General features: G+C 70.5%; 21 protein-coding genes and 2 tRNA genes. 6 read left to right on the top strand and 17 right to left on the bottom strand.

Going from position 1 to position 24,623, the window contains the following annotated elements:
- Positions 1–6: 6 nt before the first annotated feature.
- From mreD to BR98_RS28760, 8 genes are all read right to left on the bottom strand, one after another.
- A complete protein-coding gene (mreD, locus tag BR98_RS28795) occupies positions 7–627 on the bottom strand; it encodes a rod shape-determining protein MreD (RefSeq protein WP_035849206.1) in 621 nt (206 codons plus the stop codon).
- A gap of 3 nt (positions 628–630) precedes the next feature.
- Positions 631–1,518 (bottom strand): rod shape-determining protein MreC, encoded by an 888-nt coding sequence (gene mreC / locus BR98_RS28790; RefSeq protein ID WP_051970299.1) that lies wholly within the window; start codon positions 1,516–1,518, stop codon positions 631–633.
- A gap of 48 nt (positions 1,519–1,566) precedes the next feature.
- Positions 1,567–2,592 (bottom strand): rod shape-determining protein, encoded by a 1,026-nt coding sequence (locus BR98_RS28785; RefSeq protein ID WP_035854224.1) that lies wholly within the window; start codon positions 2,590–2,592, stop codon positions 1,567–1,569.
- A gap of 315 nt (positions 2,593–2,907) precedes the next feature.
- A complete protein-coding gene (ndk, locus tag BR98_RS28780; RefSeq protein ID WP_035849201.1) occupies positions 2,908–3,321 on the bottom strand; it encodes a nucleoside-diphosphate kinase in 414 nt (137 codons plus the stop codon).
- A gap of 89 nt (positions 3,322–3,410) precedes the next feature.
- Positions 3,411–3,749: a DUF4233 domain-containing protein gene (locus tag BR98_RS28775; protein ID WP_035849198.1), complete on the bottom strand. Its 339-nt coding sequence runs from the start codon at positions 3,747–3,749 to the stop codon at positions 3,411–3,413.
- Between the two features lie 2 nt (positions 3,750–3,751).
- Entirely contained in the window at positions 3,752–5,152 is a 1,401-nt protein-coding gene (gene folC / locus BR98_RS28770; RefSeq protein ID WP_083977089.1) for a bifunctional tetrahydrofolate synthase/dihydrofolate synthase, read from the bottom strand.
- Between the two features lie 79 nt (positions 5,153–5,231).
- Entirely contained in the window at positions 5,232–5,738 is a 507-nt protein-coding gene (locus BR98_RS28765) for a hypothetical protein (RefSeq protein ID WP_157537967.1), read from the bottom strand.
- Between the two features lie 330 nt (positions 5,739–6,068).
- Positions 6,069–8,699, bottom strand: coding sequence for a valine--tRNA ligase (locus BR98_RS28760; RefSeq protein WP_051971206.1), 2,631 nt, complete (start codon positions 8,697–8,699; stop codon positions 6,069–6,071).
- Between the two features lie 142 nt (positions 8,700–8,841).
- On the opposite strand from BR98_RS28760, the gene BR98_RS36705 reads away from it, so the two are divergent.
- Complete coding sequence (locus BR98_RS36705) at positions 8,842–9,681, top strand: hypothetical protein (RefSeq protein WP_051970298.1); 840 nt, start codon at positions 8,842–8,844, stop codon at positions 9,679–9,681.
- Between the two features lie 79 nt (positions 9,682–9,760).
- On the opposite strand, the gene clpX is transcribed toward BR98_RS36705, so the two are convergent.
- The 5 genes from clpX to BR98_RS28730 form a co-directional block, all read right to left on the bottom strand.
- Positions 9,761–11,050, bottom strand: a complete 1,290-nt coding sequence (clpX, locus tag BR98_RS28750; protein ID WP_035849188.1) for an ATP-dependent Clp protease ATP-binding subunit ClpX — start codon at positions 11,048–11,050, stop codon at positions 9,761–9,763.
- 264 nt (positions 11,051–11,314) lie between these two features.
- Entirely contained in the window at positions 11,315–11,971 is a 657-nt protein-coding gene (locus tag BR98_RS28745) for an ATP-dependent Clp protease proteolytic subunit (RefSeq protein WP_035849186.1), read from the bottom strand.
- A gap of 54 nt (positions 11,972–12,025) precedes the next feature.
- The gene (locus BR98_RS28740; RefSeq protein WP_035854219.1) at positions 12,026–12,643 is read right to left on the bottom strand and encodes an ATP-dependent Clp protease proteolytic subunit; all 618 of its coding nucleotides are present in this window, start codon (positions 12,641–12,643) and stop codon (positions 12,026–12,028) included.
- Positions 12,644–12,857: 214 nt separating this feature from the next.
- Positions 12,858–14,258 (bottom strand): trigger factor, encoded by a 1,401-nt coding sequence (tig, locus tag BR98_RS28735; RefSeq protein WP_035849183.1) that lies wholly within the window; start codon positions 14,256–14,258, stop codon positions 12,858–12,860.
- Between the two features lie 238 nt (positions 14,259–14,496).
- Positions 14,497–14,573, bottom strand: a tRNA-Pro gene (locus BR98_RS28730).
- Positions 14,574–14,675: 102 nt separating this feature from the next.
- On the opposite strand from BR98_RS28730, the gene BR98_RS28725 reads away from it, so the two are divergent.
- Both BR98_RS28725 and BR98_RS28720 read left to right on the top strand, forming a co-directional pair.
- A tRNA-Gly gene (locus BR98_RS28725) sits at positions 14,676–14,749 on the top strand.
- Positions 14,750–14,856: 107 nt separating this feature from the next.
- Entirely contained in the window at positions 14,857–15,654 is a 798-nt protein-coding gene (locus BR98_RS28720) for a DUF6348 family protein (RefSeq protein ID WP_035849181.1), read from the top strand.
- Positions 15,655–15,661: 7 nt separating this feature from the next.
- Here BR98_RS28720 and BR98_RS28715 read toward each other — a convergent pair whose 3' ends face one another.
- Together BR98_RS28715 and BR98_RS28710 are read right to left on the bottom strand one after the other, a co-directional pair.
- Positions 15,662–15,856: a hypothetical protein gene (locus BR98_RS28715; protein WP_035849179.1), complete on the bottom strand. Its 195-nt coding sequence runs from the start codon at positions 15,854–15,856 to the stop codon at positions 15,662–15,664.
- A 422-nt stretch (positions 15,857–16,278) separates the two neighbouring features.
- Entirely contained in the window at positions 16,279–17,511 is a 1,233-nt protein-coding gene (locus BR98_RS28710) for a SpoIIE family protein phosphatase (RefSeq protein WP_083977087.1), read from the bottom strand.
- A 262-nt stretch (positions 17,512–17,773) separates the two neighbouring features.
- On the opposite strand from BR98_RS28710, the gene BR98_RS28705 reads away from it, so the two are divergent.
- Entirely contained in the window at positions 17,774–19,012 is a 1,239-nt protein-coding gene (locus BR98_RS28705; protein ID WP_232247655.1) for a GNAT family N-acetyltransferase, read from the top strand.
- A 61-nt stretch (positions 19,013–19,073) separates the two neighbouring features.
- Here BR98_RS28705 and BR98_RS28700 read toward each other — a convergent pair whose 3' ends face one another.
- On the bottom strand, positions 19,074–19,562 hold the full coding sequence (locus BR98_RS28700) for a ribose-5-phosphate isomerase (protein WP_035849175.1): 489 nt from the start codon (positions 19,560–19,562) through the stop codon (positions 19,074–19,076).
- 54 nt (positions 19,563–19,616) lie between these two features.
- Positions 19,617–20,216, bottom strand: coding sequence for a biotin transporter BioY (locus tag BR98_RS28695; protein ID WP_035849171.1), 600 nt, complete (start codon positions 20,214–20,216; stop codon positions 19,617–19,619).
- 271 nt (positions 20,217–20,487) lie between these two features.
- Here BR98_RS28695 and BR98_RS28690 point away from each other — a divergent pair, with 271 nt between their 5' ends.
- Both BR98_RS28690 and pepN read left to right on the top strand, forming a co-directional pair.
- Positions 20,488–21,879 carry an amino acid permease gene (locus BR98_RS28690; RefSeq protein WP_035854215.1) on the top strand — a complete coding sequence of 464 codons (1,392 nt, stop codon included), beginning with the start codon at positions 20,488–20,490 and terminating at the stop codon, positions 21,877–21,879.
- Between the two features lie 74 nt (positions 21,880–21,953).
- A complete protein-coding gene (gene pepN / locus BR98_RS28685; protein ID WP_035849169.1) occupies positions 21,954–24,551 on the top strand; it encodes an aminopeptidase N in 2,598 nt (865 codons plus the stop codon).
- Positions 24,552–24,623 lie beyond the last annotated feature (72 nt).

The raw sequence follows: 24,623 nt of genomic DNA, 5'->3' as shown, positions 1-24,623 counted from the left end.
GGGACGTCAGAGGCCGGGGAGGCGCTTCTTGCGGCCGGACGGGCCGACCGAGGACGGCTCGCGGGTGGTGCGGTAGCGGGCGATGGTGCCCAGGCCCGGGCCGGTCACCTCGGCGCCCAGCGCGCCGGGGTCGAAGCGGCGGGCCAGCAGCATCACGGCGGGCACCACGAAGGGCGCGAGCAGCAGGTCGTAGAGCAGGGCGCTGGCCACCAGGCCGGTCAGCCCGACGTGCCGGGCGGCGGTGTCGCCGACCAGCGCGCCGACCGCCGCGTACAGCGTCGTGGAGACCACGGCCGAACCGGCCACCACCAGCAGCGGCACCAGCACCGAGCGCTGGCGGCCCGGTTCGGCGCGCAGCACGCCGGCGGCGTAGCCCATCAGGCAGAGCACCAGCGCGTAGCGGCCGATCGCGTGGTCGGAGGGCGGCGCCAGGTCGGCCAGCAGGCCGGCCGCGAAGCCGGTCAGGCAGCCGCCGCCCGGTCCCCAGACCAGCGCCAGGCCGACCACCACCAGCAGCAGCAGGTCCGGGGTGGCACCGGGCAGCTGGAGCCGGCCCAGCACGCTGACCTGGACCACCAGGGCGAGCAGGATCAGCACGGCGGAGAGCACGAAGCGCTTGATGACCATCGGTCAGTTCCCCCCTGACGGCGAGGCGGTCGGTGCGGGCGGCAGCACGGCGTCCCTGGGGTCGGTGCGCGGCGGCACCACGACCACGCCGACCAGGTCGAGGCGGGTGAAGGAGACGAAGGGCTCGACCAGGATCGTCTTGGTCAGCTCACCGGGGGTGGCCTGCACCTGGAGCACCTTGCCCACCGGCACGCCCGGCACGAACGGGCGCCCGCTCTGCGAGCCGAAGGTGACCAGCCGGTCCCCCGCCTTGACCTGCGCCTTGCCGTTGAGCAGCTGGACCTTCATCGGGCTGCCGCCCTGACCGGCGGCGAAGCCGATCTCGCCGCTGCCCTCCATCCGGGTCCCGGCGGTGAAACCGGGGTCGGTGGCCAGCAGCACGGTGGCGGTGGTCCGGGCCACCGTGGTGACCCGGCCGACCAGGCCCTCGCCGTTGATCACGGTCATGTCCCGCTGGATGCCGTCGTCGCTGCCCGCGTCGATGGTGATGGTCCAGGAGAAGCCCTGGGCGGCGCCGATGGCGATCACCTGCGCGGCCTTGACGGTGTAGCCGCCGGTGCCGGCGGTGCGCAGCAGGCTGTCCAGCTGCTTGGTCCGGCCGGTGGCCATGTCGGAGGAGGCCAGCCGCTGGCGCAGCTCGGTGTTCTCGGCGCCGATCTGGTCCAGCCGCTGCTGCTGGGTGCCGGAGTCGCGGATCGCCCGGATCGTGCGGGCTATCGGGTCGACGGCCCCCGCGGCGCCGCGCTCGACCGGGCCGAGCACGCCGGCGGCGGCCTTGCGGGCGCCGTTCAGCGGGGAGCTCTCGCCGCCCTTGATGTCCACGGTGATCAGCGCGAAGGCGACAGCCACCAGCAGGATGAGCAGCAGTCGGCTCTCTCGTGTGTCCCTCACGGCGCTGGCGCTGCCCCTCTTCTTCAGGAAACTTCGAGTTCGGTGGTTCTAACGACGCGGTTGGGCGTCCAGTACCTGCTGCAGTGCCTCGAACTCCTCGACGCAGCGGCCGGCGCCGAGTGCCACCGAGTCCAGCGGGTTCTCCGCGATGTGGATCGGCATGCCGGTCTCCCGGCGCAGCCGCTCGTCGAGGCCGCGCAGCAGCGCGCCGCCGCCGGTGAGCACCACGCCGCGGTCCATCACGTCGCCCGCCAGCTCCGGCGGGCACTGGTCGAGGGTGGTCTTGACGGCGTCGATGATCGAGTTGACCGGCTCGTCGATCGCCTCGCGGACCTCGGCGGCGGAGATGACCACGGTCTTCGGCAGGCCGCTGACCAGGTCACGGCCGCGGATCTCGGCGTGCTCGTCCTTCTCGTTCTCGGAGCCGTAGGCGGAGCCGATGCTCATCTTGATCTGCTCGGCACTGCGCTCGCCGAGGAGCAGCGAGTACTCCTTCTTGATGTGCTGGACGATCGCGTTGTCCAGCTCGTCGCCGGCCACCCGGATGGACTGCGCGGTGACGATGCCGCCGAGCGAGATCACGGCCACCTCGGTGGTGCCGCCGCCGATGTCCACCACCATGTTGCCGGTGGCCTCGTGGACCGGCAGGCCGGCGCCGATCGCGGCGGCCATCGGCTCCTCGATGATGTGCACCTGGCGGGCGCCGGCCAGGTGGCTGGCTTCGACCACGGCGCGGCGCTCCACGCCGGTGATGCCGCTGGGCACGCAGACCACGACCCGGGGGCGGGCCAGGTAGCGGCGGCGGTGGATCTTCTGGATGAAGTAGCGCAGCATCCGCTGGGTGATCTCGAAGTCGGCGATCACGCCGTCCTTGAGCGGGCGGATCGCGATGATGTTTCCGGGCGTGCGCCCGATCATCTTCTTCGCCTCGGAGCCCACTGCGAGAATGCCGCCGGTGTTGGTGTTGACCGCCACGACTGACGGCTCGTTCAGGACGATCCCCTTGCCCCTGACGTACACCAGCGTGTTGGCAGTGCCGAGGTCGATCGCCAGGTCACGGCCGATGAACGACAGATTGTTGGCCATGGAGTGTGGAACGCCTTCCCGAACTGGATGTCTTGGGCAGGGAGTTGATCCTCACACTGGTTTCCGCAAACGTGTGAGGACGACCTGCGAACCCGCTCGGGCCCGCTGGGTGCCACCATCGTAGCCACGCCCGGAGCGACCGGGTTGAGCTGGTCGGCGGGGTGGGCATGGCGTCCATTCTCCGTCGCCGAACCAGTTCTCCTGGCATTGGACGCCGTGTCGGCACACCCAGTTCCATATTTGAGGATCAGATTCCCACGGTTGGCTGAGCCGGACCGCCGCCGGCTCAGCCGTGATCGACCGTCAGGCGTGCGCCGGGAAGAAGATCTTGATCTCGCGCTCGGCGGACTCGGGCGAGTCCGAGGCGTGGATCAGGTTCTCCCGGGTGATCGTGGCGTAGTCGCCCCGGATCGTGCCGGCGCCGGCGGCCAGCGGGTCGGTGGCGCCGGCCAGCGCGCGGATGCCCGGGACGACGTTCTCGCCCTCGACGATCAGCGCGATCGACGGGCCGGAGGTCATGAACTCGAGCAGCGGCTCGTAGAACGGCCGGCCGACGTGCTCGGCGTAGTGCTGCTCCAGCGTCGCCCGGTCGAAGGTGCGCAGCTCGACCGCGGTCAGCCGCCAGCCGGCCTTGCGCTCGATCCGACTGATGATCTCGCCGGCCAGGCCGCGGCGAACGGCGTCGGGCTTGAGCAGGACGAGAGTGCGCTGGGACACGGTGCGGCTCCACGGTTTATGGGACGGAACGGGATACCCCTGACTGGCGTATACCACCGCCCCAGAGGTTACCTTGCGTAAGCGAATGCTCAGGCCTGGGCTGCGGCTTCGCGCTGGGCCTTCAGCACGTCGATCTTCCGGCCGTAGTGCACCGAGCACCACCAGAGTCCGGCGAAGATCACGCCCAGCCCGTACATGGTCGGCAGCAGCAGCCCGGCGGCGATCAGCCCGAGCTGCAGCGCCCAGCCCACCGCCACCGCGCCGGGCCTGGTGATCACGCCGCAGAGCAGCACGCAGAGCAGCATCGCCACCCCGCTCACCGTCCAGATCAACGCGGTGGAGACATCCGTCATCCGCATCGCGACACAGGCCGCGAAGAGCACCACGAAGACCTCACCGATCAGCGTGGACGAGCAGAGCGTGCGCATGGTCACTTCCTCCCGAGCAGCAGGCGGGCCTCGCCCACGGTGATCACCGAGCCGGTGATCAGCACCCCGGCACCGCCGAGGTCGCCGCCCTCCTCGGCCAGCGTGACCGCGGCCTCGATGGCGTCGTCCAGGCGCGCTTCGACCACCACCCGGTCCTCGCCGAAGACCTCCACCGCCTGGGCGGCCAGCCGGTCCACCGGCATCGCCCGGTGGGTGGAGTTCTCGGTGACCACGACCTCGGCCAGCACCGGCTCGAAGGCCTCCAGCAGGCCGGTCACGTCCTTGTCCCCGCTGGCGGCGATCACGCCGATCAGCCGGGTGAAGGCGAAGGACTCGCTGATCGCGGCGGCCGTCACCTCGGCGCCGGCCGGGTTGTGGGCGGCGTCCAGCACGATGGTGGGGCTGCGCCGGACCACCTCGAGCCGGCCCGGCGAGGAGACGCCGGAGAAGGCCTGGCGCACCTTGTCGATGTCCAGCTGGCCCTCGCGGGCCGCGCCGACGCCGAAGAACGCCTCCACCGCGGCCAGCGCCATGGCCGCGTTGTGCGCCTGGTGCTCCCCGTGCAGCGGAAGGAAGATGTCGGAGTACTCGCCGCCGCCGAGCCCGCGCAGCGTGACCAGCTGCCCGCCGACCGCGACCTCGCGGTGCAGCACGCCGAACTCCATGCCCTCGCGGGCCACCGTGGCGTCCACCTTGACGGCGTGCTCGAGGATCGCCTGGGCGGCGTCCAGCGGCTGCTGCGAGACCACCGCGAGGGCGCCGGGCTTGATGATCCCGGCCTTCTCGGTGGCGATCGCGCCGGTGGTGGAGCCGAGCCGGTCGGTGTGGTCCAGCGAGACCGGGGTGATCACCGCGACGGCGGCGTCGATCACGTTGGTGGCGTCCCAGCTGCCGCCCATGCCGACCTCGACCACCGCGACGTCGATCGGCGCGTCGGCGAAGGCCGCGTACGCCATGCCGGTGAGCACCTCGAAGAAGGAGAGGGCGATCGGCTGCTGCTCGTCGACCATCCGGATGTAGGGCTCGATGTCCTGGTAGGTCGCGACGAACTTCTCGACGCTGATCGGCTGCCCGTCCAGGCTGATCCGCTCGGTCACCGACTCCACGTGCGGGCTGGTGTACCGGCCGGTGCGCAGCTCGAAGGTGTTGAGCAGTTGCTCGACCATCCGAGCGGTGGAGGTCTTGCCGTTGGTGCCGGTGATGTGGATCGACGGATAGGACCGCTGGGGCTGGCCCAGGATGTCCATCAGGGCGTTGATCCGGTCGAGGGTGGGCTCGATCTTGTTCTCCGGCCACCGCTTGGCCAGCTCGGCTTCTATCTCGCGAAGACCGGTCGGCTGCTCGGCGGAGTCCGCGCTGTTGGGGCGGATGGTGTACGGGTTCGGCCCGGCGCTGCTGCTCACGCCGCCAAGTCTACGGAGTGTCCCGGCGCCCTCCCCGCGCCGGGCCACCGCTCCCCGGACAGCGCCCCTGACCTGGGGTTCAGACGCCGGCGGGCACCGCCGCCTGGCGCAGCCGCAGCTCGTCGATCACCTGGTCGATCTCCTCATCCGGCACCAGCGGCAGCAGCATCGCCACGCCCTGCAGCAGCCCGCCGAGCAGGAAGGTGGTGTCGGCGGTGGCGGCCACCAGTTCGCGCACCCCGGCCACGTCACCACCGCGCACGGCCGCGATCAGCCGGGCGGCGTCCGCCGAGTCCTCGTCCACCGCGACCCCGATCCCGCTCTGCGGCGCCCGGCGGGCCAGCGCGCGCAGCACCCGGTCGCCCACCTCGGGCGCGTAGGCCTTGCGGACCGCCTCGGCCGCGATCCAGGCGAGCATGGTCACCATGGTCCGCTCGTCCTGTTCGGCGAGCAGCCGGTCCAGCGCTTCGTCGAATGCGAGCTGATTGCCGTGCCGGAACGCGAGCAGCAGGTTCGCGGCCCGGCCTTTGGCCTCCTCGACCCGCTGCGCAGGGAGTTCGCCGGCCGTAGTGTGCACTCGCGTCATGCCATGCCTTCCCGTCGCCGCCCTTTTGACCGGAACAACCCGGAACTGCACAACACCGTATACGGCGCACCTTCTTTGGTCATCGGACATGGCCGCAGCTTGTGCTTGAAAGAATGCGAACCTGATCGATTCTTGGCAATCCCCGGAAATCTCACGTTAATCGGCCCGGCTGGGAAACCAGGAGACCGCCGAGCGGCTCTCCATCTCGCCGCGCACCGTGGAGAAAAAATGTGGCCGGCCTGCTCGCCAGGACCGGCCACCCGCACCGCTGCGCGCGGTGCGACCACGCGGCCGAACAGACCGCGTAGTCGCACCTGCGGAACCGCTGGTCTAGCCCTGCGGCAGGGCGGCCAGCTGGGCGGTGATCCGGACGATGTCGGCCTCGGCGGCCGCCTGACGAGCCCGGATCTTGACCACCACGTCCTCCGGCGCCTTGGCCAGGAAGCCCTCGTTGCCGAGCTTGGCGGCGGTCTGCGCCGCCTCCTTCTCGGCCACCGCGAGGTCCTTGCTCAGGCGCTTGCGCTCGGCCGCCACGTCGATGGTGCCGGACAGGTCCAGTGCCACCGTCGCCCCGGCCACCGCGAGCGAGGCAGTGGGCGCGAAACCCTCCGCCGGCACGGTCAGCCGCAGCAGCGAGCGGATCGCGTCCTCGTGGACGACCAGCGCGGTGCCCGCCAGGTCCAGCGAGGCCGGCACCTTCTGACCCGGCTTCAGGCCCTGGGTCACGCCGAACCGGCGGACCTCGGTGACCACCTGCTGCAGGGTGGCGATCTCCGCCTCCGCGGCCGGGTCACGGAACCCGCTGTCCTTCGGCCACTCGGCGATCACCAGCGACTCGCCGCCGGTCAGCGTGGTCCACAGCGCGTCGGTGACGAACGGGACGATCGGGTGCAGCAGTCGCAGCGTCACGTCCAGCACCTCGCCGAGCACCCGGCGCGCCGCGTCGGCCTGCGGGCCGCCCTTGGCCAGCGTGGTCTTGGAGAGCTCGACGTACCAGTCGAAGACCTCGTCCCAGGCGAAGTGGTAGAGCGCGTCCGAGACCTTGGCGAACTGGTAGTCCTCGTAGAGCGCGTCCACCTGGGCGACGGTCTCGTTGAGCCGGGCCAGGATCCAGCGGTCGGCCGCGGTCATCGTCTCGGCGGCCGGCAGCGGGCCCTCGACGGTGGCGCCGTTCATCAGCGCGAACCGGGTGGCGTTCCAGATCTTGTTGCAGAAGTTGCGCGAGGCCTTGACCCAGTCCTCGCCGATCGGCACGTCCGCACCGGGGTTGGCGCCGTTGGCCAGGGTGAAGCGCACGGCGTCGGCACCGAACTCGTTCATCCAGTCCAGCGGGTCCACCGCGTTGGGGTTGGACTTGGACATCTTCTTGCCGAACTGGTCGCGGACCAGGCCGGTGAGCGCCACGGTGTGGAACGGCGCCTGGCCGTCCATCGCGTAGAGGCCGAACATCATCATCCGGGCGACCCAGAAGAAGATGATGTCGTGCCCGGTGAGCAGCACGTCGGTGGCGTAGAACTTCTCCAGGTCCGGGGTCTGCTCCGGCCAGCCGAGGGTGGAGAACGGCCACAGGCCGCTGGAGAACCAGGTGTCCAGCACGTCGCTGTCCTGGGTCCAGCCCTCGCCCGTCGGCGGCTGCTCGTCCGGTCCGACGCAGACCATCTCGCCGTCGGGGCCGTACCAGATCGGGATCCTGTGACCCCACCAGAGCTGGCGCGAGATGCACCAGTCGTTCATGTTGTCGACCCAGTCGAAGTAGCGGCCCTCCATCTCCTTCGGGTGGATCTTGACCCGGCCGTCCCGGACGGCGTCGCCGGCCGCCTTGGCCAGCGGCGCGACCTTGACCCACCACTGCAGCGACAGCCGCGGCTCGACGATGGTGTGGCAGCGCGAGCAGTGGCCCACCGCGTGCACGTAGGGGCGCTTCTCGGCGACGATCCGGCCCTGCTCGCGCAGCTCGCCGACCACGGCCGAGCGGGCCTCCAGCCGGTCCAGGCCGAGGAACGGGCCGTGCACAGTGATCGCGCCGTGCTCGTCCATCACCGTCAGGTTGGGCAGGTTGTGCCGCTGGCCGATGGCGAAGTCGTTGGGGTCGTGCGCCGGGGTCACCTTGACGGCGCCGGTGCCGAACTCCGGGTCCACGTGGGTGTCGGCGACCACCGGGATCCGACGGTCCGTCAACGGCAGCGCGATGGTGCGCCCGATCAGGTGGGCGTACCGCTCGTCGTCCGGGTGGACCGCGACCGCGGTGTCGCCGAGCAGGGTCTCGGCGCGGGTGGTGGCGACGACGATCGAGTCCTCGCCGTCCCCGTAGCGGATCGAGACCAGCTCACCCGGGCTGTCCTCGTGCTCCACCTCGACGTCGGAGAGCGCGGTCAGGCAGCGCGGGCACCAGTTGATGATGCGTTCGGCGCGGTAGATCAGGCCGTCGTCGAAGAGCTTCTTGAAGATGGTCTGGACGGCCTTGGACAGGCCCTCGTCCATGGTGAAGCGCTCGCGGCCCCAGTCCACGCCGTCGCCCAGGCGGCGCATCTGACCCAGGATCTGGCCGCCGTAGTTCTCCTTCCACTCCCAGACCTTCTCGACGAAGGCCTCGCGGCCCAGGTCGTGGCGGGACAGGCCGGAGCCGGCGAGCTGCTGCTCGACCCGGTTCTGGGTGGCGATGCCGGCGTGGTCCATGCCGGGCAGCCAGAGCGCCTCGTAGCCCTGCATCCGCTTACGACGGGTCAGGGCGTCCATCAGGGTGTGCTGGAAGGCGTGGCCCAGGTGCAGGGCCCCGGTGACGTTCGGCGGCGGGATGACGATGGTGTACGCGGGCTTGTCGCTCTTCGCGTCCGCGGTGAAGTAGCCGCGGTCCACCCAGCGCTCGTACAGCTCGCCCTCTACCTCGCTCGGGGCGTAGGTGGTCGGAAGGGCGGCTGCATGGTCCCCGGACGCGAGGTCGGTGGGGCGCTGGTTCGTCATGTCGGTCACGACGCACAGTTTACGGAACCGGGAAGCCCGGTTTGGACGTCGGTGGCGTACGGTAGCGTGCCCGATGCTCGGACGGACCATCTGATCATCGGACGAGCCCACTGCGACTCCATTGTTCCGGAAGGGAACGCCGATGTCCGAGCAGAACCCCTACGGCCCGCCCACGCCGCCCGGCCAGGGCTACGGACAGGCTCCCGGATACGGTCAGGCGCCGGGGTACGGGCAGGCGCCGGGCTACGGCCAGACCCCGGGATACGGCCAGACCCCGGGATACGGACAGGCGCCGCCGCCGGCGCCCGGGTACGGACAGCCGCCCGGCTACGGCCAGATCCCCGCGCAGCAGGCCTTCGGCTTCCCGCCCGCACCGCCGAAGAAGTCCCGCAAGGGTCTGTGGATCACCCTGGCCGCCGTGGTCGGTGCCATCGGGGTGGCCGTCGTGGTGCTGGTCGCCACCGTCGCCGACACCGTCTCCAAGGAGGGCACCCACAAGCTGGTGCTGCCGCAGACCTTCCAGGGGCTGAGCAGCGACACCAGCAACAAGATCGCCCAGCAGCTGCAGGACAGCATGACCAGCAACCCGGAGACCGCCAAGTCGTTCACCGGCACGGCCAGCACGGTCTACCACTCCCTCACTTCGGACCGGGTCATGGTGGTCTACGGCGGCTACGGCAAGATCTCCTCGCCCGCCACCGAGGAGACCAGCTTCTGGACCAGCTTCGAGGCCAGCGCGAAGTCGAGCGGCAACAACCCCACCTTCGGCCCCCGCACGCACCCCGACGCCGGCCCGCTGGGCGGCCGGATGAGCTGCGAGAACGCGGTCGCCCCGCGCGAGACCGACGTGGTCTGCATGTGGGTGGACAACAGCGTGCTGACGGTCGTGATGGAGACCACCCTCAAGGGCACCGCGCCGTCGGTGGACAAGGTCGCCCAGGACTCCCGCGACCTGCGCGCCGTCGCCGAGGTGGCCAAGTAGCAGACGTTCCGGACATGCCGAAGGGGCCCGCTGCCGCGGGCCCCTTCGGCTTTGCCGCCGATCTGCTGCTGACCTGCGGTCAGGCGCTCTTGTCGCGCCGCTCGCGCTTGATCATGTCGCGCGGGACCAGGGTCGGGATCGCGTGCTTGGAGACCACGTCTCCGGTGACCACCACGCGGGCGACGTCCTGTCGGGACGGGACCTCGTACATCACGGACATCAGCACCTCCTCCATGATGGCCCGCAGCCCGCGCGCGCCGGTGCCGCGCAGGATCGCCTGGTCGGCGATCGCCTCCAGCGCGTCCCGGCTGAACTCCAGCTCCACGCCGTCCAGTTCGAAGAGCTTGCGGTACTGCTTGACCAGCGCGTTCTTCGGCTCGGTGAGGATCTGCAGCAGCGCCTCGCGGTCCAGGTTGTGCACGCTGGTGATCACCGGCAGTCGGCCGATGAACTCCGGGATCATGCCGAACTTGACCAAGTCCTCCGGCATCACCTGACGGAAGTGGTCGCTGGCGTCGCTCTCCCGCTTGGACCGGATGTTGGCGCCGAAGCCGATGCCCTTGGCACCCGAGCGGCCCTCGATGATCCGCTCCAGACCCGCGAACGCGCCACCCACGATGAACAGCACGTTGGTGGTGTCGATCTGGATGAACTCCTGGTGCGGGTGCTTGCGGCCGCCCTGCGGCGGGACCGAGGCGGTGGTGCCCTCCAGGATCTTCAGCAGCGCCTGCTGGACGCCCTCGCCGGAGACATCGCGGGTGATCGACGGGTTCTCGCTCTTGCGGGCGACCTTGTCGATCTCGTCGATGTAGATGATCCCGGTCTCGGCCTTCTTGACGTCGTAGTCGGCCGCCTGGATCAGCTTGAGCAGGATGTTCTCGACGTCCTCGCCGACGTAGCCGGCCTCGGTCAGCGCCGTGGCGTCGGCGATCGCGAACGGGACGTTGAGCATCCGGGCGAGGGTCTGGGCGAGCAGCGTCTTGCCGGAGCCGGTGGGGCCCAGCAGCAGGATGTTGGACTTGGCCAGCTCGATGGCGTCCTCGCGGCCATTGCCGCCGCTGCGCCCGGCCTCGCCGGCCTGAACCCGCTTGTAGTGGTTGTAGACCGCGACCGAGAGCGCCTTCTTGGCGAGGTCCTGGCCGACCACGTACTGGTCCAGGAACTCGTAGATCTCGCGCGGCTTCGGGAGCTCCTCGAAGCGCACCTCGGAGGACTCGGCGAGTTCCTCCTCGATGATCTCGTTGCACAGGTCGATGCACTCGTCGCAGATGTACACGCCTGGGCCGGCGATCAGCTTCTTCACCTGCTTCTGCGACTTGCCGCAGAACGAGCACTTGAGCAGGTCGCCACCGTCTCCGATGCGTGCCACGAGGTGCTTCCCCTTCGCCAGGGGCCCCGCGGGGGTCCGGGGCCTGGTGCTGTGGACCGAAGCCGCCGGCATCGGCGGTCAGGTCTCGGTATCCGACGGTACTCTGCCAACCCGCAGAATCCGCCGCCTTCGACAGCTCTGCCCTACGCCCTGGGCGAATTGATACCGAACAGATGCCTCGGGCGAGGAGCCGGGCGGGGCGCACTCGTCGGTACGCCCCGCCCTGGGTCACGCTGTGCGTGCCATGTCGCTGTCCAAGGGTACTCAGTCGGTGAGCGAGGCCTTGCGGGTCGAGATGATCTGGTCGATCAGCCCGTACTCCAGGGCCTCCTCGGCGGTGAGGATCTTGTCGCGCTCGATGTCGTCGCGGACCTGCTCGATCGGCTTGTTGGAGTGCTTGGAGAGCATCTCCTCCAGCTGCTCGCGCATCCGGAAGATCTCCCGGGCCTGGATCTCCAGGTCGGAGACCTGGCCGCGGCCGGTCTCGGTGTACGGCTGGTGGATCAGGATCCGGGCGTTCGGCAGCGCCATCCGCTTGCCGGGCGTGCCGGCCGCCAGCAGGACCGCGGCGGCCGAGGCGGCCTGGCCCATGCAGACGGTCTGGATGTCCGGCTTGACGTACTGCATGGTGTCGTAGATCGCGGTCAGCGCGGTGAACGAGCCGCCGGGCGAGTTGATGTACATCTGGATCTCGCGGTCCGGGTCCATCGACTCGAGGCAGAGCAGCTGGGCCATGATGTCGTTGGCCGAGACGTCGTCCACCTGGGAGCCGAGGAAGATGATGCGCTCCTCGAACAGCTTGGCGTACGGGTCGTACTCACGGATGCCCTGCGAGGTGCGCTCGACGAAGCGCGGGACGATGTAGCGGCCTTCAGCGCGGGCGCCCTCGTACTCGCCGCGAGGGGTGTAAAGGGTGTTCATTGCGGGTCTGTCCTCCGGAAGCGTTCCGACGTGTTGGGGTGCGGGCGAGGGCGCTCAGGCGCCGGTACCGCCGCCGCCGGGGACGTCCGCGGCGCTGTGCATGATCTCGTCGATGAGGCCGTACGCCTTGGCCTCCTCCGGGGTGAACCAGCGGTCGCGGTCGGAGTCCTTGGTGATCTGGTCGAAGGTCTGGCCGCTGTGGTGCGCGATCAGCTCGGACATCCGCTGCTTGGTGCGGAGCAGCTGCTCGGCCTGGATCCGGATGTCGGTGGCCGAGCCGCCGAGACCGGCCGAGGGCTGGTGCATCAGGATGTTGGCGTTCGGCAGCGAGAAGCGCTTGCCGGGGGTACCCGCGGTGAGCAGGAACTGGCCCATCGAGGCCGCCATGCCCATCGCGATGGTGACCACGTCGTTCTTGATGTACTGCATGGTGTCGTAGATCGCCATGCCCGCCGTGATCGAGCCGCCCGGCGAGTTGATGTACAGGTAGATGTCCTTCTCCGGCTCGGCGGCCAGGAGGAGCAGCTGGGCGGTGATCTTGTTGGCGATGTCGTCGTCGACCTGCTGCCCGAGGAAGATGATGCGCTCGTTGAGCAGCCGGTTGTAGACCTGGTCGCCCAGTCCCCCGAGCACGTCGCCACCGGCGGCGCGCGGCGTCGTCAGGCCGGGCATCTGCATCTGCGGGAACGTCACTTAGCCACCTGCTCAGTCGGTTTAGCTTGCTTTCGTTGACCCTAACGCGCAGGCCGGGCCCGACCATCCCCCACGCAGAACTGTTCGCTGTGAGCGCAGGGTGGCCCCGAGCGACTGACGCCCTACGCGAACAGGCCCGGACGCGGATGCGTCCGGGCCTGCTCAGGGCGTTACGGGTGACTCGGGCCTGGACTCAGGCCTCGGTGCCCTCGGCCTCGGCGGCGGGGGTCTCGTCGGAGGCGGCGGCCTCGGCGGCCTCGGTGCCCTCCTCCTCGTCCTCGTCGAAGTTGATGACCTCACCGTTGGTGTCGGTCACCGTGGCGGCCTCGACCACCAGCGCCAGCGCCTTGCCGCGGGCGACCTCGCCGACCAGCAGCGGGACCTGCTGCTGCTGGACGATCTGCTGGGCGAACTGGTCCGGGCTCAGGCCCGAGCCGGCGGCGCGGCGGATCAGGTGCTCGGTGAGCTCCTCCTGGTTGACGCCCACCTCCTCCTTGGCCACGATCTCGTCCAGCACGAACTGGGTCTTGATGCCCTTCTTGGCCTGCTCCTCGGTCTCCGCGTCGAACTCCTCGCGGGTCTTGCCCTGAGCGACGAGGTAGCTCTCCAGGGTCTGACCGATGGGCTCCAGCTGGTGGTGCTCCAGGTTGTGCTTGCGGGTCTCGATCTCGTCCGCCAGCAGCTTCTCCGGGAAGGAGATCTCGACCTTCTCCAGCAGGGCGTCCAGGACGCGCTCCTGGGCCTGGGTGGCCTGGTCGAACTCCTTCATCCGGCCGAGCCGCTTGACCGAGTCGGCGCGCAGCTCCTCCAGGGTGTCGAACTCGCTGGCCAGCTGGGCGAACTCGTCGTCCAGCTCGGGCAGCTCCTTCTCCTGGACGGCGGTGACGGTGACGGTCACCTCGGAGCTCTTGCCGGCCTGGGTGCCGCCCTTGAGCTCGGTGGTGAAGGTCTTCGACTCGCCGGCCGACAGGCCGACCACGGCCTCGTCGATGCCGTCCAGCAGGCGACCCGAGCCGATCTCGTAGCTGACGCCCTCGGCGGTGCCGTCCTCCGGCACCTCGCCGTCGACCTTGGCCTCGAGGTCGACGACCACGATGTCGCCCTCGGCGGCGGCGCGCTCGACGTCCTTGACCGAGGAGAAGCGCTCGCGCAGCTGCTGCAGCGACTTCTCGACGTCCTCGTCCTCGACCGAGATCGGGTCGACCTCGACCGAGATCTCGCTGAAGTCGGGCAGGGTGATCTCCGGACGGACGTCCACCTCGGCGGTGAAGGTCAGGCCGTTGGCGTCGAGGTCCTCGACGCCCTTGATGTCCGTGATGTCGGGCTGGCCGAGGACCTCGATCTTGCTCTCGTCAACGGCCTGCGTGTAGAAGCGCGGGAGCGCGTCGTTGACGGTCTCCTCCAGCACCGCGGCGCGGCCGAACCGCTGGTCGATGACGCGGTTCGGGATCTTGCCCTTGCGGAAACCCGGAACCGTGACCTGCTGGTTGATCTTCTTGTACGCCGCGTCGAGGCTGGGCTTGAGCTCCTCGAAGGGCACCTCGACGGTGAGTCGAACCCGGGTCGGGTTCAGAGTCTCGACGGCGCTCTTCACGGTTAGGTCTCCTATGGGGCTTGCGGTCGGCTTGTCTGTTCCGGACCGAGTCCCTCACGGGCCGCGGGCCGGGCAGACGGGTGATGAGCCACCTGAGTGCGGCATCTCCCGTATGGGGTGGACGGCGAGCGACCCGGCCTCCGGTAGAGAGGCTGGGCGGGGGCTCTGTCACCCTGGGTGGTCGGCTCGGGAGCCAGCACCACCAGCGGCCCATCCTACCGGGTACCACGAAACTGACTGGTCGGGGTGACCGGATTCGAACCGACGGCCTTCCGCTCCCAAAGCGGACGCGCTACCAAACTGCGCCACACCCCGTACTTCGCGAGAGGAAGCGTACACGCCAGATCATCCCCGGCTCGCCGAAATTCGGCATTGAGCAGCTGCGCGGATCGGGTACGCTGTTCCCGTTCCACACCGGCGGGTGTAGCTCAATGGTAGAGCCCTAGTCTTCCAAACTAGTCACGCGAGTTCGATTCTCGTCACCCGCTCCATGCTTCTGTGGCCCCGGCTTTCGAGCCGGGGCCACAGGCGTTTCCGCCGATCCGGCCCGAAACCGATAGCCTCGGACGTTGTTCGAATACGGGGCGAAGGAGGTCGGGTGGACCCAGAGCAGCGGCTGGCGGTCATCCAGCGCGGTGTGATCCGGGAACTGGCCCGCTACGGCCGGGAGTTCACCCTCGACGACACCGTGCTTCGCGGCCCCGGCAGCACCGCGGTGGCGTTCCGCGAGCATGCCGACGCGGCCGGCGGCGGCCACGTGGACCTCGGCTTCGTGCTCGGCCTCGGCAACGCGGAGGCTCCGGTGGTCTGGGACTGCGCGGCCGGCCTCGGCACCACCGAGGAGGAGAAGCTCGACAACGCGGTGCGGATGTGGGCCGGCACCACGGCCGCCACGGTGATCGAACTCCTGGACCACCAGGGCCGCTACGGCGACCACCTGAGGCTGCCCCAACTGGCCGGCTGGCACGCGGTGCAGGGCCCGGCCACCGTCTTCGGCTTCCAGAGCGCGCGGCTGTCCGGCTGGCTGGGCGAGCACGAGCTGCTCCCCGAGCTGGCGGCGGAGCTGACGCCGGAGTTGACCGACCCTCGGCTGAACGGCGTGAAGATCTTCCTCGGCGGGCGGACCGGTGACGAGGTGGCCGAGGTCCGGGTGAACGGCACGGTCGCGCACGGCGCCTCCAGGGCGCTGGGCGCACTGGACTGGCCGCGCGGCGAACGGTTCTGCTGGGCGCGGCTGTTCGTGCTGCTGGCGGCCGAGGGCAGCCCACTGGAGGCGGCCAGGGCTGCCGAGACCAGGCCGCCGACACCGCAGGCTGCGCCGGCGGGGCCCGACCCGCTGGCGGTCCGAGGCGGTCGACTCAGCCGCTGGTGGCAGACACGGCGCGCCGGCCAGTGAACCGGCGTCAGCTGGTGATGTTGCTCAGTGTCTTGGCCAGTTGGGTGAGGAAGTCCTGGACCGGCTTCGACAGCTGCGCGGACTGGTTGAGCATGAAGCCGAAGAGCACGGCCACGACGGCGTGCGGCACTTTGATCTGCTTGCCTCGGATGAAGATCACCAGAATGATCCCGAACAGGACCAGCGCGGAAACGGAGAGCACCTGGACTCACTTCCTCATGTCATGGTGAAGCGGACCACGGCCTGCCCGACGGTCCCGGGGAGGAACCCGCCGACCGTCACGCACCCGACTTCCCCCGAGTTCCGGCCAGTCCCGCCCCGACTCAGTGTGGTCGACCGTGCCGACTGCGTAAAGGACTTGCCGCTGACCCATGCCAAAAGTCCTGCGATGTGAGACGAGTTTCCGCCGACCGGGACGATAGCGGACAGGCCTTGACGGACCGTCGGCGGGGGCGGCTGAGCGGGCCGTTCGTGGACCGAGCGTCCGGTGGGCCCGGTGGCGCAAATTGGCTGAAGATCACCAGTGGTGGTTGACAGGGCAGCGCCCGCAGTGGTCATTCGTGGATGGTCATCCGTGAGTGGTCATCCGTGGGTGCTCACTCGCAGGCGCTCATCCGCAGGTGCTCATTCGCGCCAGAGCAGCAGCACGGCACGGTCGTCGTTGATGTCCTTGGCCACCGTCTCGATCAGGCGCACCGCCGCACCGCCGGTGCTGCTGCCGAGCTGGGCACCGGCCACCAGCCGGTCCGCCTCGCCCATCAGCCGGTCCATGCCCTCGGCGAGGTCCCGGCCCGGCGCCTCGACCATGCCGTCGGTGCAGAGCATCAGCACGTCGCCGCGACCCAGCCGCCCGCGCACGCCCTCGAACTTGGCGCCGTCGTAGAGGCCGAGCAGCGGCCCCTCGGTGGTCTCCTTGCTCTCCCACCGCCCGGCGCCCGCCAGCCGCTGCATGCCCGGCAGATGGCCCGCCGAGAGCAACTCGTACTCCCCGCTGTCCAGATCGAGCGCCAGGTGGACGGCGCTGGCGAAGCCCTCCTCCCAGTCCTGGCGCAGCAGGTAGCCGTTGGCGGCCGGCAGGAACTCGTGCGGCGGCAGCGAGCCCAGCAGCCCGCCGAACGCGCCGGAGAGCAGCAGCGCCCGCGAGCCCGCGTCCATCCCCTTGCCCGAGACGTCGGCCAGCACGACTTCCAGCATCCGCCGGCCCGGCCCGGTGCGGGCCGCGACCACGAAGTCCCCGGAGAAGGACTGCCCGCCGGCCGGGCGCAGCGCCATGTCCGCGTGCCAGCCGGCCGGGAGCGCGGGCACCTGGCTCTGCACCTTGAGCCGCTCGCGCAGGTCGAAGAGCATCGAGCCGCCACTGCGCCAGGGCACTCCGACCCGGCTGCGGAACTGAGCCAGCAGCAGTCCGGCCACCCCGACCGCGCCGACCACCAGGGCGGCGCCGGGGGTGACTCCGAACACATAGGCGTCGGGGTGGTCGCTGGCGGCCCGCTCGCCGGTGTGGATCACCGACTCGGTGGACAGGCCCAGCGCGGCGGTGGCGTAGAGCAGCACCAGCGAGACCGGGCGCAGCAGCAGCGAGCCGGCCAGGATCGGCAGCACCAGCGCGGTGGGCGGGACCCAGGCCGGCAGCCAGACGTTGAAAGCCACCAGCAGCGGCACCAGCAGGAGCAGCACGGCGAAGGCGAGCCAGTCCGCGGCGTCGCCGCGGAAGTAGTCCACCCCGGTCCGGCGCAGGGAGCGCCGGACCCGGTAGAGGCGCTTGCGCAACCGGGCCGTGAGGGGATCCGCGGCCGTGATCGCGGCGGTTCCCATCGCAGTCGTCTGGGGCGGATCGCCCGGCGTGCTGCCAGCCATGGGGCTTGACCCTATCCACCGGGACGGTCCTGCGTCGACGGGCGTTCACGCAGACATCCGACGGCCGACCGGTTCCGGCCGGACCGCCGGGGCGCACGCCGGGCTCACCGGCCCTCCGACTGGGGCTAGTTGAGGTGCAGGTAAGGGGCCCGCGCCGGTGCTCGGAGGTGCGGGCCGGGGCGCGCCGCGGGACAAAAGCCTCGCGGTCGGCGCGCACGGATGATAGCTGTGGCATATGACACACCCTGCCGATGCCCACGAGGTGCTGTCCCTGAGGTCGCTCGCGGCCGAGGAGTGGGACGCCTGGTACGACGCGCTGGAGACGGCCTTCGGCTCGGTGGAGTCCGCCGAGCGACGGGCCATGTGGCGAGCCCTGACCGAACTGGACCGCTCGCTGGGCGTCTGGGACGGCGAGCTGCCGGTCGGCTCGGCCAGTGCGTTCTCGTTCCGGATGGCGGTACCCGGCGGTGCGGTGCTGCCCACCGCAGGGGTGACCATGGTCGGAGTGCTGCCCACCCACCGTCGGCGCGGGGTGCTGAAGGCGTTGATGCGCCATCAGCTGGACGAGATCCACGAACGCGGCGAGTCACTGGCGGTGCTGACCGCCTCCGAGCCGGCGATCTACGGCCGGTACGGCTACGGCCTGGGCACCTGGCGGCTGCGCGTCCAGATCGCCCGGGCCCGGGTGCGGGTGCTGAGCCCCGATGACGAAGACGGCCGGATCCGGCTGCGTCTGGTCGACCCGGCGGGCGCGCTGGCGGACTGCGAGCGGCTCTACGCGCAGCAGGTCCCGCTGCGCCCGGGGATGCTGGCCCGCCGGCCCGGCTGGGAGCGGCTGCCGGTGCTCGACCCGCCGAGCGAGCGCAACGGCCACGGCCCGCTGCAGTGCGTGCTGGCCGAGGACCGTGCGGACGGCTCGCTGCTCGGCTACGCCCGCTACACGATGGCCGACCGGTGGCAGGAGGCGAACGCGGCGAGCGAGGTCCTGGTCCGCGAGGTGACCGCCGCCGACCCCGGGGCCCGCGCCGCGCTCTGGGGCTTCCTGCTCGACCTCGACCTGACCGAGACGGTGCTGGCCCCGAGCCTGCCGCTCGACGACCCACTCCAGCACCTGGTCTCGGACCCGCGCCGACTGCAGCCGAAGCTGGTCGACGCGCTCTACGTACGGCTGGTGGAGGTCGGCGACGCGCTGCGCTCGCGGCGGTACGCGGCTCCGGTCGACGTGGTGCTCGAGGTGACGGACGAGTTCTGCCCGTGGAACAGCGGGCGCTGGCACCTGCACAGCACCGGCCCCGACAAGGGCGCGGCCTGCGAGCCGACCGAGGCGCCGGCCGATCTCGCGCTGTCGGTGCGGGAGCTGGGCGCGGCCTACCTCGGCGGCACCGAGCTGTCCTCGCTCGCCGGGGCCGGCCTGGTCCGCGAACTGCGGCCGGGCGCCCTGGCCGAGGCCTCGCGCGCCTTCGGCTGGGACGTGGCGCCCTGGTTGCCGCACGGATTCTGACGACCCGTGCGGCCGGCCAGGGCCCTGCCCGGTTTCGCGTCTTCGCCCAGCTTCGCGCCGGTCAGCCCTGCTGGGGGTGGTGGGCGGGGATCGGGGGCAGCTCGCCGGTCGCCTCGTAGGCCTCCAGCATCTCGATCCGGCGGGTGTGCCGGGCCTCGTTGCTGTACGGGGTGGCGAGGAAGATCTCGACGAACTTGGTCGCCTCGGCCTCGGTGTGCATCCGGCCGCCGATGCTGATCACATTGGCGTTGTTGTGCTCACGGCCCAGCGCGGCGGTCTGCTCGCTCCAGGCCAGCGCCGCGCGCACGCCCTTGACCTTGTTGGCGGCGATCTGCTCGCCGTTGCCCGAGCCACCGATCACGATGCCCAGCGCCTCGGGGTCGGCGGCGGTCCGCTCGGCCGCCCGCAGGCAGAACGGCGGGTAGTCGTCCTCGGCGTCGTAGATGTGCGGGCCGCAGTCGATCGGCTCGTGGCCGGCCTTGGTCAGCCACTCGACAAGGTGGTTCTTCAGTTCGTATCCGGCGTGGTCGGAACCCAGGTAAACGCGCATGGGCACGAGTGTGGCATGCGCCCGGCCCGGCACCCGCGAAGGCCCCACAATGCGTCAGGTCCGGTCGCCGATCAGCTTCCAGGCCAGGGGCAGTGCCCCCATGGCGAGGACCAGCTTCACGGCGTCGCCGAACAGGTACGGGTAGAACCCGAGATCGGCCGCCTTGGCCAGCGGGACGTGCAGCGAGGCCGCCAGGTACGGCACGCCGACCGCGTAGATCGCCAGATTGCCGAGCACCATGGCGGCGGCGGTGCGCAGCGCGGTGCGGTCGGCGCCCCGGCGGGCCAGCAGGCCGGTGAGCGCGGCGGCGAGCACGAAACCGAGGACGTACCCGAGGGTGGGCAGCCCCCAGCCGGAGCCGGCCTGGGCGAACCACGGCAGACCGGCCGCGCCGGCCAGCAGGTAGAGGGCGAGCGAGGCCGCCCCGCGCCGGGCGCCGAGCGCGGTGCCGACCAGCAGCGCGGCAAAGGTCTGGCCGGTGACCGGGACCGGCGAACCGGGGACCGGGACGGAGAACTGCGCGGCCAGACCCGTCAGCGCCGCGCCACCCCCGACCAGGGCCAGCTCGCGCAGGGCGGCACCGAGCCGGCTGTCGGCGGCGGGCAGCAGGTCGGCGAGGACGGTGCGGGGCGGCAGCGGGGTGGCGAGGGCCATCGAAGATCTCCAGGAGGCTCGGTGCCGAACAGTCAGTGATCGTTTGTGAACTTAACTCCTCGCCACTTGAGTTTCGATCCAAAGAGCGACAAAGCTCCCCACCTTGGCTTGTGGGGTTCACTCTTCGATTTCCAGCCAGGAGCATCGATCCGATTACCCAACGTGATCGGACGGTCCAGATCGTGAACCGCACTGGGAGCGCCTCGGGGTGTCCCGGATAGTGGATCGGGTTGTCCGCTCTGCGAACGTCTGGATGCCCCCGATGCCCACGATGCCCACCACCACCAGGACCGCTCCCGCCCCCGCTCCCCCGGGAGGTCCGCAGCTCAGCCACGGCCTGAAGCAGCGTCACCTGTCGATGATCGCGCTCGGCGGCGTGATCGGCGCCGGCCTGTTCGTCGGGTCGGGCGCGGGCATCGCGGCGGCCGGGCCGGCCATCATCCTGGCCTTCACCGCCTCCGGGCTCCTCGTCATGCTGATCATGCGGATGCTCGGCGAGATGTCAGCGGCGCATCCGGCCTCCGGCTCCTTCTCCGTGCATGCCGAGCGGGAGATCGGGCCCTGGGCGGGGCTGACGGCCGGGTGGATGTACTGGGTGATGCTCTGCTGCGGGGTCGCGGCGGAGGCCACGGCGGCCGGGGCGATCATGAACTCCTGGCTCCCCGGGGTGCCGGGCTGGGCGTGGGTCGGGGTGTTCATGGCCTTCTTCTGCGCCGGCAACCTGACGGCGGTGAAGAACTTCGGCGAGTTCGAGTTCTGGTTCGCCGCCATCAAGATCACCGCCATCGTGGCCTTCCTGGTGCTCGGCGTACTGGGCGTCTGCGGGGTGTTGGGCGGCAGCGCGCCGGGCACCGCCAACCTCACCGGCCACGGCGGCTTCCTGCCCAACGGCACCGGCGGTCTGGTCACCGGCCTGCTCGCCTCGGTCTTCGCCTACGGCGGCCTGGAGACGGTGACCATCGCGGCAGCCGAGTCCGACGACCCGCGCCGCAACGTGGCCAACGCCGTGCGCACCGCCGTCTGGCGGATCGCCGTCTTCTACATCGGTTCGATGGCCCTCGTCGTCACCCTGGTCCCGTGGAACAGCCCGGACGTGGTCAAACTCGGCCCCTACGTGACGGTCCTTCAGCTCCTGCACGTCCCGGGCGCGGCCGTGGTCATGAAGGCCGTGGTGCTGATCGCCCTGCTCAGCGCGATGAACGCCAACATCTACGGCTCCTCCCGGATGGCCTTCTCGCTCGTCGCTCGCGGCCAGGGCCCCAAGGCGCTCGCGAAGGTCAGCGGCGGGGTACCGCGCCCGGCGGTGCTGGCCTCCTGCGCCTTCGGCTTCGCCGCCGTCCTGGCCGGCTACTGGTGGCCGGACACCGTCTTCACCTGGCTGATGAACACCACCGGCGTCGCCATCCTGGTCGTCTGGCTCTTCATCGGCGCAGCCCAGTTGAGGATGCGCCGCCGCCTGGAGCACGAGGCCCCCGAACTGCTCACGGTCCGGATGTGGGGCTTCCCCTACCTGACCTGGCTGGCGATCGCCGCAGTGGTCGCAATCCTGGGCCTGATGACCACCACCGCGGGCGACCGCGAGCAGCTCTACGCCGCCGGCGTGCTGGTGGCGGCACTGAGCGCGGTCGGCTACTGGCGCCAGCGTCCTGCAACACGTGCGTGAAAGGATGCGGGACGGGGCAAGACCTGCCCCATGACCTGCACAGCACCGTGCGAGCCGGACAAAGGAGTACCGCAGTGCCGGGCAAGAACCTCAGCCGGGACGAAGCACAGCAGCGTGCCGGCATTCTCAGTGTGGACGGGTACGAGATTCATCTCGACGTGACGAGCGCTCCGGACGCTGCCGCCGCCACCTTCCGTTCCACCACCACGATCCGCTTCCGCTGCGCGACGCCGGGGGCGGCGAGCTTCGCCGATCTGCTGGCGCCCAGGGTGCGGGCCGTCACCCTGAACGGGCGGCAGCTGGATCCGGCGGCGGTCTACGACGGGGCCCGGGTGGCCCTGGAGGGGCTGGCTGCCGAGAACGTGCTGGTGGTGGATGCGGACTGCGCCTACAGCCGGACCGGCGAGGGCCTGCACCGCTTCACCGACCCGGCGGACGGCGAGACCTACCTCTACACCCACTACGAGCCGGCCGAGGCCCGCCGGGTGTTCGCCAACTTCGAGCAGCCGGACCTCAAGGCGCCCTACCGGTTCACCGTGACCGCCCCCGCCGCCTGGGACGTGTACGCCAACGCCGCCGAGGAGACCGTCAGCGAGGACGGCGGCTCCAGGACCTGGCGCTTCCTGGAGACCAAGCCGATCTCCACCTACCTGACCGCCGTGGTGGCCGGGCCCTACCACGTGGTGCGCGACCACTGGAGCCGTGAACTGCCGGACGGCAGCACCTTGGAGATCCCGCTCGCGGCGACCTGCCGCAGGTCGCTGGCACCGTACTTCGACGCCGACGAGATCTTCACCGTCACCAAGCAGGGCCTGGACTTCTTCCACCAGGAGTTCGACTACCCGTACCCGTTCGGCAAGTACGACCAGTGCTTCGTGCCGGAGTACAACATCGGCGCGATGGAGAACCCGGGCTGCGTGACCTTCCGCGAGGAGTACGTCTTCCGCTCGAAGGTCACCGAGGCCTCCTACGAGGCGCGGGCCAATGTCATCCTGCACGAGATGGCGCACATGTGGTTCGGCGACCTGGTCACCATGAAGTGGTGGGACGACCTGTGGCTGAAGGAGTCCTTCGCCGACTTCATGGGCCACTTCGCCCAGCAGGAGGCCACCAAGTACCAGGCCTCCTGGGTGACTTTCGCCAACCAGCGGAAGGCCTGGGCCTACCGGCAGGACCAGTACCCGACCACCCACCCGATCACCGCGGACATCCGCGATGTCGAGGACGCCAAGCTCAACTTCGACGGGATCACCTACGCCAAGGGCGCCTCGGTGCTCAAGCAGCTGGTCGCGTACGCGGGCCGGGACGCCTTCTTCGAGGGCGCCCGCCGCTACTTCCAGCAGCACGCGTTCGGCAACACCGCGCTGGGCGACCTGTTGGAGGTGCTGGCCGTCACCTCGGGTCGCGGCGAGCAGGCGATGGCCGAGTGGTCGCAGGCCTGGCTGCAGACGGCGGGCGTCAACTCGCTCACCCCGCAGCTGACCGTGGACGCGGACGGGCGGATCACCGAGCTGGCGGTGCTGCAGGACGGCACACCTGACGATTCCGCGGCTCCGCCGCGTGGCCTGCGCCCGCACCGGATCGCGGTCGGCCTCTACGAGCGCGAGGCCAACGGCAGCCTGCTGCGCAGCGCCCGGATCGAGTTGGACGTGACCGGCGCCCGCACCGTGGTCCCGGAGCTGGTGGGCCAGCCGCGCCCGGCGCTGGTGCTGGTCAACGACGACGACCTGACGTACTGCAAGATCAGGTTCGACGCCGACTCACTGGAGACGCTGCGCACCTCGCTCGGCGACATCGAGGAGCCGTTGGCCCGGGCGCTCGCCTGGTCGGCCTGCTGGAACCTGACCCGGGACGGCCTGATGCCGGCCCGCGACTACCTGGCCCTGGTGCTGCGGTTCGCCGGTCGGGAGTCGGACATCGGCGTGCTGCAGTCGTTGCACAGCCAGGCCAAGGGCGCCCTCGACCTCTTCGTCGACCCCGGCTACCGCGCCGAGGGCGGGCGACTGCTGGCCGAGTGCGCGCTGCGCGAGCTGCGCGCCGCCGCCCCCGGCAGCGACCACCAGCTCGCCTGGGCGCGTTTCCTAGCCGCCACCGCCGAGAGCGAGGCGGACTTCCAGCTGCTGGAGGGCCTGCTGGCGGGCACCGCCAGGATCGACGGTCTGGAGGTGGACCAGGACCTGCGCTGGTCGCTGTGGATCACGCTGGCCGCCGCGGGCCGGGCCACCGTCGCGCAGGTGGGCGCCGAGCTGAAGCGGGACAACACCGCGAGCGGCAGCCAGAAGGCCACCCAGGCGATGGCCGCCCGGCCGTCCGCCGAGGCCAAGGCGGCCGCCTGGTCGGCGGTGGCCGACTCCGACCAGCTGCCGAACGCGATGGTCAGCGCGCAGACCTCGGGCTTCGCCCAGGCCGGCCAGCGCGAACTCACCGCGCCGTACACCGAGCGGTACTTCGAGCTGCTGGAGAGCATCTGGGCCGAGCGCAGCATCGAGATCGCGATCCGCTTCGTCGGCGGCTTCTTCCCCCGGCTGCAGACCGACGAGGCCACGCTGGCGGCCACCGACGCCTGGCTGACGGGGCACCAGCAGGCGGCGCCGGCGCTGCGCCGACTGGTGATCGAGTGCCGTGACGAGCTGGCCCGGGCGCTGCGCGCGCAGGCGGCCGACCGGGGCTGAGGCGAGAAGCGGTGAACGGCCCCTCCTCCCGTGGGGGCAGGAGGAGGGGCCGTTGCCGTGCGTGGGGCCTGG

The organism is Kitasatospora azatica KCTC 9699 (genome assembly GCF_000744785.1).
Classification (GTDB): domain Bacteria; phylum Actinomycetota; class Actinomycetes; order Streptomycetales; family Streptomycetaceae; genus Kitasatospora; species Kitasatospora azatica.
The sequence above is the reverse complement of the archived record's forward strand: the minus strand, read 5'-3'. Positions and strand labels throughout refer to the sequence as shown.

Coding starts and splice junctions, on each gene's coding strand:
- mreD (WP_035849206.1), bottom strand. CDS start 627: ATGGTCATCAAGCGCTTCGTGCTCTCCGCCGTGCTGATCCTGCTCGCC.
- BR98_RS28775 (WP_035849198.1), bottom strand. CDS start 3,749: ATGCGCACGCTCTGCTCGTCCACGCTGATCGGTGAGGTCTTCGTGGTG.
- BR98_RS28765 (WP_157537967.1), bottom strand. CDS start 5,738: ATGACGCGAGTGCACACTACGGCCGGCGAACTCCCTGCGCAGCGGGTC.
- BR98_RS28760 (WP_051971206.1), bottom strand. CDS start 8,699: ATGACGAACCAGCGCCCCACCGACCTCGCGTCCGGGGACCATGCAGCC.
- BR98_RS36705 (WP_051970298.1), top strand. CDS start 8,842: ATGTCCGAGCAGAACCCCTACGGCCCGCCCACGCCGCCCGGCCAGGGC.
- BR98_RS28745 (WP_035849186.1), bottom strand. CDS start 11,971: ATGAACACCCTTTACACCCCTCGCGGCGAGTACGAGGGCGCCCGCGCT.
- BR98_RS28740 (WP_035854219.1), bottom strand. CDS start 12,643: ATGCCCGGCCTGACGACGCCGCGCGCCGCCGGTGGCGACGTGCTCGGG.
- BR98_RS28710 (WP_083977087.1), bottom strand. CDS start 17,511: ATGGCTGGCAGCACGCCGGGCGATCCGCCCCAGACGACTGCGATGGGA.
- BR98_RS28700 (WP_035849175.1), bottom strand. CDS start 19,562: ATGCGCGTTTACCTGGGTTCCGACCACGCCGGATACGAACTGAAGAAC.
- BR98_RS28695 (WP_035849171.1), bottom strand. CDS start 20,216: ATGGCCCTCGCCACCCCGCTGCCGCCCCGCACCGTCCTCGCCGACCTG.
- BR98_RS28690 (WP_035854215.1), top strand. CDS start 20,488: ATGCCCACCACCACCAGGACCGCTCCCGCCCCCGCTCCCCCGGGAGGT.